Below are 13,104 nucleotides of genomic sequence, written 5' to 3'. Positions count from 1 at the left end.
CAATAAGTTGGAGGAATATCTCCAGCTTGCGCGGAAACGAAGGTCACATGAAGCGGATCGAAGTATCAGATCTCAGAAGTCAGCGCTGGTTCGACGCCCCAGGCATTCGTTCATTCAACGTCCGAACGCGCGCACTGCAAATGGGCTACTCGCGCCGCGATTTTGAGAAGAAGCCTGTCATCGCGATCCTCAACACCTGGAGCGATTTTGCGCAATGCCACTCGCACTTCAAGCAGAGGGTCGAGGAGGTCAAACGCGGGGTGCTGCAGGCTGGCGGACTTCCGATGGAACTCCCTGCCATGTCACTCAGCGAAACCATGGTGAAGCCCACAACGATGCTCTACCGAAACTTCCTCGCAATGGAGGCCGAGGAGCTCATTTGGAGCCATCCCGTAGACGGTGTCGTTCTGATGGGTGGCTGCGACAAGACTACACCGGGCCTCATAATGGGTGCGGCATCGGCCGGGTTGCCCGCCATCTTCGTGCCAGCTGGACCGATGCTGACTGGACGCTACCGTGGCCGGCCGCTGGGAAGCGGCAGCGACAACTGGAAGTTCTGGGACGAACGTCGCGCCGGGACAATCAGCGAGCACCAGTGGCACGATATGGAAGCGTCACTGGCACGCTCACCAGGTCATTGCATGACAATGGGCACAGCATCGACGATGACAAGCGCCGCCGAAGCGCTTGGGCTGACGCTCCCCGGGGCTGCATCCATACCGGCGGTCGACTCAGCTCACGCTCGTATGGCCTCTGACTGCGGACGCCGTATTGTTGAGCTTGTTTGGGAGGATGTGCGGCCGCAAAGCATCGCAACCCGAGCATCTTTCCTCAATGCCGTTGCGGTCGTCATGGCGCTCGGCGGGTCAACAAATGCAGTGATCCACCTGATCGCAATGGCGGGACGGTTCGGCGTTCCCCTCACATTGCGAGACTTCGATGAGGTCTCACGCGTGACACCTGTCCTGGCGAACTTGCGACCCTCGGGGGCGCATCTCATGGAGGACTTCTACTATGCCGGGGGACTGCGCGGCATCATGAGCCGAATGACCGACCGCCTTGACCTATCATGCCTAACGGTAAGCGGATTGAGCCTTGGCGAGACGCTCATGGGTGCTGAGGTTTTTGACGACGACGTGATTCGGCCCCTCGACAGGCCTGTCGCCTCTGAGGGAGGGATCGCAATCCTCACTGGCTCGCTGGCACCAGACGGGGCGGTCATTAAACACTCAGCCGCCTCCCCGAACTTATCCAGGCATCAAGGCAGGGCCGTAGTCTTTGAGGATCGTGATGATCTCGCCCGGCGCATCGATGACGAGGCGTTGGAGGTGGATGAAACATCCGTGCTGGTGATGAAAAACGGCGGAGCAGTCGGAGCGCCTGGGTTGCCTGAGTGGGGTGCCCTTCCGATCCCCAAAAAGTTGCTTGCGAAAGGTGTTCGCGACATGGTGCGAATTTCCGATGCTCGCATGAGCGGGACGAGCTTCGGCACCTGCATCCTTCATGTGTCACCGGAGGCCGCCCGCGGAGGGCCACTCGCTCTCGTACAGGATGGCGACTTGATTGAGCTGGACATACCAGCGAGGCGAATTGAGCTTTGTGTGGATGCTGATGAACTCGCCCGGCGCCGTGACGCTTGGACGCCGCCAGCTCCATTCTTCAGCCGCGGCTACGGACGACTGTTTGCCGAGCACGTCACGTCGGCGGATCAGGGCTGCGACTTTGATTTCCTTCATGCCGGCACCGCGACGCCGGAACCTAAAATCTACTAAGGGAGTACGAAGCGATGTCGGTTCCGGATGCAGCAATCATCAACAGCCTCCGTCGGCTCTCAACCGCAACACTAGCAACGATCCTCTCGCATCGTGGGATTACGAGAGTCTTTATGCATGGCGTCGCTCCGCTGCCGGGATCGCGGCCGAGACTTGTAGGACGCGCCTTCACGATGCGATCTGTCTCGTCGCGAGAGGACAAGGTCGCGCAAGATCGCTCAATGCCACCAGAATTGAACTTACAACGGCGTGGCGCCGAAGAATGTGGTCCTGGAGAAGTGCTGGTGATTGATTGTCGAGGAAACGCACAGGGAGCAAGCGGCGGTCTTATTCTTTTCGAACGCATGCGAGTTCGGGGTTGTGCCGGTGTTGTCTCGGATGGAGGTGTACGCGACGCTTACGACATCGTTGAAACCGGGTTCCCCGTCTATGCTAAGGCGGTTTGCCCGCCCAACAGTCTCGTTGCACACCGCTTTGTCGAATTGCAGGTGCCGATCACCTGCGGGGAAGCTGCGGTGTACCCCGGGGACTATATCGTAGGCGATCCGGACGGCGTCATTGTCGTCCCTGCGGAAATTGCCGCAGAGGTAGCAAGCGAAGCCTCAGCTTACGAAGATAAGGAAGAATTTATCATCCGTCGAATTCGGAGCGGTGCAAGTGTTTATGGGACATATCCGCTCACAGGAGATGGCTTGGCCGAGTATGAAGCCAGCCAGAGGAGCAAGGGCTGACCGCCCTGCAAAAACTTAGAACAACAAGCAAGCTTACAAAAAGGAGGAAGCAGATGAAACCAGTTGTTTTCGCAGCCGCACTGATGGCAGCCATCCCACTGTGCCAATCGTCCCTCGAGGCGAAAGTTCTACGAGTAGCGCCTCCATCACCAGTGATCGACCTTGACCCTCACGGTCCAAATGGAACTCTACGTGACACGCTTCTGGCAAACCGCCAAATCTATGATCCACTCGTCGAATTCAACAATGGCGCTCCGGTGGGCCGTCTCGCCACGGCATGGCAGCAACCCGATCCTCTGACGTGGATCTTCACTCTGCGTAAAGGTGTCAAGTTCCACGACGGCCAAGCGTTCACTTCTGCCGATGCTGCAGCATCGATTGAGCGGCTTGTTAAGCAGAAGGGAGGATTTGCTCCACTTTGGGCAGCATTGGATAAAGTGGAGACTCCTGATGCACATACTCTTATCGTGAGGTTGAAAGAGCCAGTGGGGCCATTTCTCCGGAACGTGTCATTGCTGCACATTGTGCCAGCCAGTAGCGCAAAGGAGGCTGGAGACAAATACGGGGCAGCCATTCGCCTTCCCGGTACAGGTGCATTCAAAATCAAGACGTTCCGTCCGGGGCAAATCCTCGAGCTTGAAGCGAACACAAGCTATTGGGATAAGCCTCCGACCCTCACGGGCCTTGTCATCCAGAACATACCGGAGCTGACTGGCCGGGTTACGGCTCTTTTGAACAATGAAATCGACTTGATGTGGTTCCTGCCGGACGATCAAGTTACCGCTCTGAAGAAGAACCCCGAAATTACTGTCAGTGTCGCCCCTTCTGCGCTCTATTACTACAGCTGGTTCAACCCGCAACGCAAACCTTTCGACGATGTGCGAGTACGCCAAGCACTCTGGCATGCTGTTGATGTCAAGCGCGTAGTGACTGACGTCCTGCCTGAAACTGGCGAGGTCGCTGGGGCGCCAATCTCGTCAGCTGTGTTCGGCTTCTCACATAGGCCGCAATACGAGTACAGTGTTGAGAAAGCCAAGAAGCTCTTGACCGAAGCGGGCCTTCCGAACGGCTTCACTACTGAGTTGCAGTATTCCCCCTCCCAGGGGCCCGAACTTGAGCAGCTAGCTCTCGCGTTCATATCATACTGGAGCAAGATCGGTGTGAAGGTTACGCCCGCACCACTCGAAAATCCAGTTTGGACCAAGAACTTGCGCGACCTCAACTGGGATATGACGATGGCGTCGAATCCATCGTTTACGGAGGATGCCGATTACACATTGGGCCGTTTGTATACGACTAAGCGAAGTGGCTACGAAAGTCCCGAGGCAACGAAGCACTTGATTGCCGCGCAGCGAGAGACGGATCAGGAAAAGCGTAAGCAGATCTACAGTGCAGCCATTGACGTTCTTTGGAACGATGCACCTGGCATTTTTCCAGCCGAGCTCAAGGCGGTCTACGCGTATCGTAAGAACATCTCGAACGTCGATTTCTCCGCAACCTATACACCGCGATTCCGGGGAACTGAGGCGCGATGACCCTCAACGATATGATGGAAACCAAACCATTAGCGAAGGAGCCTGCCATTGACGTGGCAGGCCTCACTATCACGGCTCGAAAAGAAGACGGTGGGTCGGTGCCTTTGGTGAAAGATATCTCGTTTGCCTGCCGGGCTGGCGAGGTTACCGCACTCATCGGTGAGTCTGGGAGCGGAAAGAGCCTGACAGCAGCGGCGCTACTGGGCGTGCTCGACGCGGCAGTCTATGACGTCTGTACTCAGGATTTAGCAATAGCAAGGTACCGGGCAACCACATACGATGCCGAAGCACTATCGCCCATACGCGGGCGCAAAGTTGGTTATATCGTCCAAGATCCAGGCTCGGCGCTGGATCCGACGATGAAGATTGGTGATCAACTCGCAGAACTGTTCATGATTCATAGGGGCATGAACCACTCCGCCGCGCGGGTCGAAGTCAATCGATTGCTGGATCTCGTTCGAATCCCAAATGCGGCCGCACGCTATGATGACTACCCGCATGCGTTCTCAGGGGGAATGAAGCAGCGAGTCATAATAGCTGGGGCAGTCGCACTATCGCCTGAGGTTTTGATCGCTGATGAACCGACCACTGCGTTGGATGTGACAGTTCAAGCGGAAATCCTTGCCCTTATTGACGACCTGCGCACGACGTATGGCATGAGCGTGCTGCTGATTACTCATGATCTTGGGGTCGTGTACCAGGTTGCTGACCACGTCATTGTGATGTACGCAGGGCGAATTGTGGAGAAGGGCCCGGTCGAAACAATCTGCACGACGCCGGCGCATCCCTATACAGCCGGACTTCTGGCGTCGGTTCCCGACTTATCACGTTCCGGAGCAGCAATTGCGGCTATTCCTGGCAATCCGCCCAAACCTGGGCAAGATCAGGGATGTGCCTTCAGCCCTCGCTGCGTCCGAGCTCAAGCAGTTTGCACGACGGATAGGCCGCATCTGCTGCAACGCGCCCAATCGATTGCTGCATGCCACTTTCCTGTCACCTCAGGAGGTCACCTTGGCTGATCAACTTCTGGCTATCGATGGCTTGGAAATCACCTTTCGGGTCCCTGATGCAACCGGACAGTCGCGGCGACTCGTGAAAGCCGTACGCGGTGTTTCGCTGCAGGTAGCGCGTGGTGAGACCCTCGGGATTGTTGGTGAGTCGGGAAGCGGGAAATCCACAGTAGCACGTACAATCGTCGGACTGAACCAACCGACGGTGGGCACAATTAGAGTCGATGGTAATGAACTATCCGCCGCCCGGGGATCGGCTGCACGGGCAGGCGTGCAGATGGTCTTCCAGGATCATGCGTCAACGCTCAACCCATTCCAGACCGTTGCGCGGATTCTAGACGATGTGATGCGCATTGCGCACCCTAACCTGTCCAGCGCGGAGCGTCGGATGAAGGCTGAGCATCTCATTCAGCGGATTGGATTAGATGTTTCGGCACTTGAGAGACGACCAAACAGTTTTTCAGGCGGACAGAGACAGCGGATTTCAATTGCTCGCGCCCTCAGTGCGGAGCCTCGGCTGTTAATCTGTGATGAGCCAACCTCAGCGTTGGACGTCTCAGTACAGGCGCAAATCCTCGATCTGCTGGCGTCGCTCAAGCGAGACGGACTTACGATGCTGTTCATCTCCCATAATCTTGCAGTCGTGCGGCAGGTGGCCGACCGAATTGCAGTGATGTATGCTGGTTTAGTTGTCGAGGAGGGACCCGCAGTTCAACTCATTGAGGCGCCCTCTAACCCTTATACACGTGCATTGGTCGACGCGGCTCCACTTCTGACAAAGCGCGGAAGTTTGCTTACACGAAGCAGGGATCTGCGGTTCAAGGGAGACATCTCGGCTGCCGTACAAGGCTGCCCTTATGCGAATCGATGCCCTCGGGCGGGCGTCGCATGCTCGACGCTGCCGCCACTATCGGAGGTCAAAGGCGACTGGTCTTCACGATGCCACTATCCGATTCTGGAGGCGGATTCTGAAAATCAGCCCCGCTTGAAGCACGTCGTAGAGGTAGAGGGCAGATCATGATCATGTATGTTCTGAGACGGTTTGGGATTGCCCTTCTCACGGCCATAGCTGCCGTTACTGCTACCTTTGTGATGCTCCGGATCGCGCCGGGCGATCCGATTGCGGTCCTTCTTGGTGACATGGCCAGTGACGCAGAGATTGCTGAAGCGCGTCAGGCCTATGGGCTAGACCTCCCGATTTGGCAGCAGCTTGTATTCTACCTCGGCAAGGCTGCCACGCTCGACTTTGGGCAATCAATTGCACAAGGCACTCCTGTTAGAGAACTTGTGCTGTCCCATCTACCCACGACATTGCTTTTAGCCACATCCACGATGCTTCTCGTGATCGCCTTAGCGTTGCCGCTCGGCATTTACTCGGCGCTTCGCAAAGGGCGATCAGCAGATCACGCGACGAACGCGGCCGCACTGGTTGCGCTATCATTGCCGGAGTTCTGGACAGGCATCGTGATGATCCTTGTTTTCTCGCGCCTGCTCCGGTGGCTTCCCAGTGGTGGTGCAGAAAGCGCTTGGGCGCTCATCATGCCGACCGTAACGCTTGCGTTGCCGCTCATTGCCGTGAACCTGCGGCTCATGTCGACTGAAACGATCAATGTTCTACGGGCACCCTACATCACGATGGCTCGTGCTCGTGGGCTGCCGCAGGGATCCATCCTGCGCCGACACGTCTTCCGCAACGCGTTGATTCCGGTAGTGACGGTTGGCGGCATCCAACTCGGCCATCTTCTCGGTGGCGCAGTGATCGTAGAAACAGTGTTTAATTGGCCTGGCGTGGGACAACTGTTGATCAGGTCGATCGGAATTCGCGACTACCCTGTGGTACAGGGCTGTCTGATCCTCATGACATTTTCAGTCATCATCACCAATATGCTCGTCGACTTCGCTTATCGGCTGATCGACCCGCGCTTTCGGAGAAGCTGACATGCGTCCTCTCTCGTGGAAGAACCTACTCGGCCCCGGTATCCTGCTCGCTTTTGTGGTCCTTGCGATCGTCGGTCCATCGATGGTTGACTTTGATCCAGTGTCGGTTAACACGCGCCAGCGCTTTTTCCCACCGCTCACTCAAACGAATGATGGCACCTACGCTTTCTTTGGCACCGACCAACTGGGCCGTGACATCTTGGCTCAGATCCTTGTCGGTGCGCAGGTGTCGCTTGGGATTGCTATCTCGGCGGCATTTGTTGCAGCGGTGATCGGAGCCTTCGTGGGAATTGCTGCTGGGTGGGCTGGTGGATCGATAAGTGAAGCGATCATGCGCGTCATTGATGTGCAACTCTCGTTTCCATCAATCTTGATAGCTGTCTTCCTGGCGGCCTTCATCCCTCCTAGTATCCTGACGGTGATCGTCGTTCTTGCTGTCACCCGATGGGCAGCTATCGCTCGACTTGCGCGCGCTATCACACTGAAAGTGTGCTCGCAGAGTTACGTTGAGTCTGCGCTGGTTTCCGGGCTGCCCACGTGGCGGATCATCACGACCTGTGTGCTCCCAAATTTAGCCGCTCCTCTTCTGGTTCTGTTAACCGCAGACCTAAGCTTGATCATTCTCGCAGAGGCGTCACTCAGCTATGTGGGGCTGGGAACGCCCCCGAGCGTGCCAAGCTGGGGGCGGATCATCGCCAACGGCCGCAACTTTCTAGATAACGCTTGGTGGATTTCTACCATTCCTGGCATTGCGATATCACTGGTAGTCATAGCCATCGGGTTAACGGGGGAGTTGCTGAGGTGGCACTTCGCGAGGGATGGTTGGACGATGCTGTGATAGGGCTTGTATCTCAGTTTAATGCCGGACAATCCCAGCTCGAGCTGATGAGGAAGTAAATTATGCAACGAACCGGTAATGGAGATCCTCTGCATATCGGCTTCATGGTCAAGTGGCAGCCGCACGATCGCGCTGTTGTCGAGCAAACTTGTCCGCCGACGATGATCTGCCACTTCCTTGATGAGGATTTGAGTAAGAACACCGAAACGCTCAGGCTTGTCGACGTTCTTGTGGTTGGAACACAAGCGGTCTCATCCAGTCTGATTACTGCTGCTCCGAGACTGGGTCTTATCCAACGGTGGGGGACGGGCTTTGATAATATCGATCTTGTGTATGCCAAGAGACGCGGCATCACCGTTGCTGAGCTGCCGGGGTTCAACGCAAGGAGCGTCTCGGAGTTCATAATCTGTGCCATACTAGCGTTATTTCGACACCTTCCTGAAGTAACGGCGGCATGGGCGGATGGCCGCTGGCTCGGTGGAGACCTGCGCGCGCCAGCCCAAAGGCTTGAAGGGAAAACGGTGGGGTTGCTTGGCTTTGGCGCGATTGGGCAGGATGTCGCTCGCCTTCTGGCAGGTTTTTCAGTCAGAATAATCTACCATGATTGTGCTGACGTAGATCACGAAAGTCCTAAGGTTAGATCTGTGACCAAGGAGGAGTTGTTGCGCGCGTCTGATGTCATTTGCGTTCAACTTCCATTAACGGAGGCCACGCGCGGCGCAATAACTGAGGCTGAAATAGCTTTGATGAAGCCGTCAGCTACGGTGATCTCGGTTTCTAGAGCTGGTGTGGTGGACGAAGGTGCCGTGCGAGCAGCTGTGCGAGCAAAACGGCTCTTTGCGGCGAGTTTCGACAACTTTGAAGTGGAACCACTTCCGAGAGACGCGATACGGTCAGAACCGCGGATCCTTGCGACACCTCATATGGCTGGAGCCACCGTCGAAGGTTTCGAGGCCCTAGTTAGGGCCTGCTTCGAGAGTATCGCTCTGGCCCATGAGGGTGCTATCGCGTCTACGCAAACTGGATGAGTGGCGGCTGGGATGCCGGTAAGCCGGAACTGCAAAGCTAGTTGAAGTTGCGCCCAATTCCTTAAGCGCGCTCCCTCGTTGATAGACATCAACCTTCAACCGCAAGAACTGCGATCCTGCTATGGATTGCTTAGATCGCGCACTCGGAATCGATTTAGATCTGCTTCGGTTGTGGGATCCTGTTTCTAGTGGCGTCCCAACGTTTGGGGGTCGGAACAAGAACTGCTTCCAAACACACGCTAAGCTAGAACGAACAAAGAACCTCCATCTTTGCCCAACCGGATCATGCGGCTCGTGCCAAGGGCTGCGGCGGGCGCAAGGGGCGAAAGCCGTCGACCAGCGAGGGCTCCTCGCCCCATGCGTAGGTGCCGGTGAGATTGATGTGCTCCCAGCTCAGAGGGGACACATGTTTGAGCACCTCAGGCCGAATGATCCGTCCCTGGCGGCGGAGATGATCCACGGCGCGTCCGAGATAGACCGTATTCCAGTGAACAATGGCGCTCACGACCAGGTTCAGCCCGGATGCTCGGAACGCCTGGCTTTCGAATGAACGGTCCCGGATCTCACCACGCTCATGGAAGAATACGGCCCGTTTCAGCTTGTGGGCGGCCTCACCCTTGTTCAGACCCGCTTGGCAGCGCCGCCGGAGTGCAGGGTCGGAGTACCACTCGATCATGAACAGGGTGCGTTCGAGACGACCGAGTTCACGTAAGGCACGGGCCAGCTGGCTGGGATTGCGGGAGGCCGCCAATCGCTTGAGGATTGTCGAGGGAGCAACCGTCCGCGTTTGGATGGAGGCCGCCAGATGCAGCAGGTCATTCCAGTACTCCATGATCAGACTGGTGTTGATCGGCACGCCGATATGTTCCTGGAGTGCAGGGTAGGTCTCCGGCTTCTCGAAGGTATGGAGCTTCCGGTCCTTGAGATTACGAAGGCGTGGAGCAAAGCGCCGGCCCGTCAGAGCAAAGAGACCAAACACGTGATCGGTGGTTATGTGGACACTCGGCGGACAGAGACAGCAGGAAGTGCTATTCTCCCGCTGCGTCCGACCCAGGTCTGGAGGCCTGCGATGTTCACGGTCCGGCGATGCCTCAGGTCATCAGTCCCGGTCGAACTCGTTGATTCTGTCGACAATTCCGTCGCGCCCGTTACGGACTATCTCAGCTATCTGGCCTCGCGCGGCTGCTCGCCGCACACCATCGCCGCCTACGCATACGATCTGCGTCACCTCTGGACCTTCCTCACCACCGCGGAACTTGACTGGACAACACTGACGCCAGTCCGTGCGATCGCGCTCCTCATCCACCTGCGCACCGTACCCTCCCGCGCCAAGCGGGCCGGAGGCCCTGGTATCGACGTCGAACGACGGCTGTCGCCGGCGAGTGTCAACCGCGCGCTCGCCGCCATCTCTGCGTTCTATGACTGGGCCATGCTCGCGGGCCATCACGCGGGTCCTAATCCGATCGCCAAGGTCGAGGCGCGCGCCGTGCTGCGCTCAGTCGATCGGCACCGCCCCTTCCTCGAGGGCATCGCGCGCACCGCGCCGATCCGGCGCACGCTCGCCGTAAGGACGGTGCGCCAAGTGCCACGGCCATTGTCCGGCGAGGAGGTCACGGCCATCCTTTCTGCGCTGTGCTGTCGACGCGATCTCGCGCTCGTCCGCCTCATGCTCGACGGCGGCCTGCGGCCCGGCGAGGCGCTCGGCCTCAAGCTCGAGGATGTCGCTTACGGCCGCAGGCGCGTCGTCGTGCGCCATCGCGAGGACCATCCGCGCGGGGTGCGCGCCAAGGGACGCCGCGAGCGCGTCGTCGACCTGCACGAACCGGCAACGCTCGCCGCGGTCGCCGACTACGTGACGCTCGAGCGCCCGCGTGACACTGGCTCCGCCTTCCTCTTCCTCGTCGGCGGCCATGGCCGGCGCCGCGGCGAGCCGCTGTCCTATGTCGCGCTCGCCAAGCTGTTCGCGCGCGCCTGTGAGCGTGCTGGTGTGCGCGGGCCCCGCGTGACGCCCCATGCTCTCCGGCATACCCATGCTACGCGCATGTGGGAGGGAGGCATGCGCGAGCTTGCGCTCATGCGCCGGCTCGGTCATGCGTCACCCGAGTCCACCCGTGTGTACACGCGTGTCTCGGATCCGATGGTGATCGCCGAGTACCGGCGCGCCCTCGGCATGGACGGGCCGGCCTCGTGAGGGCCGCAGGCACGATCTCGGCGGCGGCGCTCGCCGTCGGCAACCCGCCGCCGGCGCCCGTCCTCGCCGACCACTGCGACGAGACCGAGTTCGCCGACCACGTCGCTCGCCAGCCGATCTGCGCCGAGTACAAGCACGCGCAGCTGCAGATGTATCGGCGCTTCCGAAGTTGCTGGCCCGACCTCCATGCCTGGCTCGCCCGGCCGTTGCCCGAGCGGGTCGGCCGTCTCAGTGGCGAGCGCCGGGGGGCGGCCAGCTTCCGTCTGTCCTACCAGGCCCGCCCCTATCTCTATTTCCTAGCCCTCACCGACCGGCTTCGCCTCGACTATCCGTGGCTGCTCGCTGTCGGCAACACTCGGCCGCTCGTCGTGGCCTCCCAATTGGACATGGATCTCGGCATTCCGCGGCTCGTCGAAGAGGGGGTGGCGCTGGGCTACAATCGCGCTGCGATCAGGCAGGCGATCTCGTGGTCGGTCGTCCGGATCGCCATGCATGAGGGCGTCCGCGATCCCGATCGGCTGCGCGCCGAGCACATCGACCGGCTGCTCGCGGCCATCCGCGACTTCGCGGAGCATAGTAGCATCGACCTGTTCTTCGACTCGGCCGATGCCTACCGACGCGGACGGGCCAAGAGCTGGATCACGCATGGCGGCCAGCTTGCCGTCATCCTCTACCACCGCGGCCAGTCGGAGCGGCAGCCGGCGAAGACGATGCCGCCTTGGGCCTTCCGCCCGCCGGTTCAGCCCGAGATGCGCGCGCTCGTCGACCGTTGGCTGGATTTCTCAAGGCCGATGCTGCGGCCCAACACTGTCTACCACCGAGAGATCTCGCTGCGGCGGCTCCTCGAGTATCTCGCGACCGCAGCACCCGAGGTGCGCAGCTTCGCGCAGGTGACCCGTGATCACGTCCTCGGCTTCCTGGCAGCGATGGCCGAGAACATCCAGCCGACGACGGGCCGCCGGCTCGCCACGCACACGCGACGCGGCAGGAAGTCGGATGTCGCGCTGTTCTTCCGCGATCTCGTTGTGCTCGGCTGGGAAGGGCCGGGGCAGTTGCTCATCGACTACCGGGACAAGCCCCGCGTCGTCGACCGGGTGCCCCGCTTCATCCCGCAAGCGGAACTCGACCGTATCATGGAGGCGATCCGGGCGCTGCCGTGCCCGTATCGGCGCGCAGCGCTCTTGACGCTGCGCTGGTCGGGCGCACGGCGTGGCGAGGTCCGCCGCCTCTCCTTCGACTGCCTGGACCGCTACCCCGACGGCACATATCGGCTGCGTCTGCCGGCGGGCAAAACCTACAAGGAGCGCACGGTCCCGCTCCACGACGAGGCGGCCGAGGCGCTGCGGGGCGTCATGGCGTTGCGGGCCGATGCCCCGGACCGCTGGTTCACCGACGAACTGACCGGCGGCCGGGTCCGCCACCTCTTCGTCGTGCGGGGCAGGCTGATATCGGCGTACTATCTCTTCGAGACGGCGCTTCAGCAGGCCTGCCGCAACGCCGGTCTCGTGGACGCGTCGGGCCGCGGCACGATCAGCGCGCATCGCTTCCGACACACGCTCGGTACCCAGCTCGCAGAACGCGGCGCCAAGCTCGACACGATCATGAGCGTGCTCGGGCACCAGAGTCCGGGGATGTCGATGGTCTACGCCCGAATCTCCGACCCTGAGGTGCTGCGTGATTACCAGACGGTGCTTGGTCCGGGAGCCCTGATCGCCGGTCCCGGCGCCGAGGCGGTGCGCTCCGGTACTCTGTCGGCAGACGCGATCGACTGGCTGAAGGCCAACTTTCTGAAGACCGAACTCGAACTCGGACACTGCCTGCGCCTGCCCGAGGAGGGGCCATGCGAGTGCGACCTGTACCTGGCATGCCCGCGGTTCGTGACGACGCCCGCATACGCCTCCCGGCTTCGCGAGCGACACAGCGTCGAGTTGAGGCTCGCCGATGATGCCCGGTCGCGCGACTGGCCGCGCGAGGTGGAGCGGCACTGCGCTGTCGCTGCACGCATCGAGCGGCTGCTGGCAGACATAGGGGAGGACCCACTCGGCGGATGACCGCCGCCAT

At 59.8% G+C, this 13,104-nt stretch carries 10 protein-coding genes and 1 pseudogene; 10 read left to right on the top strand and 1 reads right to left on the bottom strand.

Annotation, left to right across the window (positions count from 1 at the left end; translation table 11 throughout):
• The first annotated feature begins 47 nt into the window (after positions 1–47).
• The 8 genes from araD to BB934_RS38460 all read left to right on the top strand — a co-directional run bounded on the left by araD (position 48) and on the right by BB934_RS38460 (position 8,852).
• Positions 48–1,772, top strand: coding sequence for an L-arabinonate dehydratase (gene araD, locus BB934_RS38495; RefSeq protein ID WP_099514975.1), 1,725 nt, complete (start codon positions 48–50; stop codon positions 1,770–1,772).
• Between the two features lie 14 nt (positions 1,773–1,786).
• Positions 1,787–2,503, top strand: coding sequence for an RraA family protein (locus BB934_RS38490; RefSeq protein ID WP_099514974.1), 717 nt, complete (start codon positions 1,787–1,789; stop codon positions 2,501–2,503).
• Positions 2,504–2,556: 53 nt separating this feature from the next.
• Entirely contained in the window at positions 2,557–4,038 is a 1,482-nt protein-coding gene (locus BB934_RS38485; protein ID WP_099514973.1) for an ABC transporter substrate-binding protein, read from the top strand.
• Positions 4,035–5,057 carry an ABC transporter ATP-binding protein gene (locus BB934_RS38480; protein WP_099514972.1) on the top strand — a complete coding sequence of 341 codons (1,023 nt, stop codon included), beginning with the start codon at positions 4,035–4,037 and terminating at the stop codon, positions 5,055–5,057. Before BB934_RS38485 ends, BB934_RS38480 begins: the two co-directional genes overlap by 4 nt.
• Positions 5,050–6,069, top strand: coding sequence for an ABC transporter ATP-binding protein (locus tag BB934_RS38475; protein WP_162299264.1), 1,020 nt, complete (start codon positions 5,050–5,052; stop codon positions 6,067–6,069). The genes BB934_RS38480 and BB934_RS38475 overlap by 8 nt, the downstream gene beginning before the upstream one ends.
• Positions 6,066–6,986: an ABC transporter permease gene (locus BB934_RS38470; protein ID WP_099514970.1), complete on the top strand. Its 921-nt coding sequence runs from the start codon at positions 6,066–6,068 to the stop codon at positions 6,984–6,986. Before BB934_RS38475 ends, BB934_RS38470 begins: the two co-directional genes overlap by 4 nt.
• Before the next feature lies 1 nt (position 6,987).
• Complete coding sequence (locus BB934_RS38465; RefSeq protein WP_099514969.1) at positions 6,988–7,824, top strand: ABC transporter permease; 837 nt, start codon at positions 6,988–6,990, stop codon at positions 7,822–7,824.
• Positions 7,825–7,886: 62 nt separating this feature from the next.
• Positions 7,887–8,852: an NAD(P)-dependent oxidoreductase gene (locus BB934_RS38460; protein ID WP_099514968.1), complete on the top strand. Its 966-nt coding sequence runs from the start codon at positions 7,887–7,889 to the stop codon at positions 8,850–8,852.
• A gap of 283 nt (positions 8,853–9,135) precedes the next feature.
• Here the strand turns inward: BB934_RS38460 and BB934_RS38455 are convergent.
• Positions 9,136–9,840, bottom strand: a pseudogene (locus BB934_RS38455) (Tn3 family transposase); the annotation flags it as partial.
• 81 nt (positions 9,841–9,921) lie between these two features.
• Between BB934_RS38455 and BB934_RS38450 the strand changes: the two are divergent.
• Together BB934_RS38450 and BB934_RS38445 are read left to right on the top strand one after the other, a co-directional pair.
• Positions 9,922–11,043, top strand: a complete 1,122-nt coding sequence (locus tag BB934_RS38450; RefSeq protein ID WP_099514967.1) for a tyrosine-type recombinase/integrase — start codon at positions 9,922–9,924, stop codon at positions 11,041–11,043.
• Positions 11,040–13,094: a tyrosine-type recombinase/integrase gene (locus BB934_RS38445; protein WP_237050718.1), complete on the top strand. Its 2,055-nt coding sequence runs from the start codon at positions 11,040–11,042 to the stop codon at positions 13,092–13,094. Before BB934_RS38450 ends, BB934_RS38445 begins: the two co-directional genes overlap by 4 nt.
• Positions 13,095–13,104: the final 10 nt, after the last annotated feature.

It is taken from the genome of Microvirga ossetica (assembly GCF_002741015.1).
Classification (GTDB): Bacteria; Pseudomonadota; Alphaproteobacteria; order Rhizobiales; family Beijerinckiaceae; genus Microvirga; species Microvirga ossetica.
The sequence above is the reverse complement of the archived record's forward strand: the minus strand, read 5'-3'. Positions and strand labels throughout refer to the sequence as shown.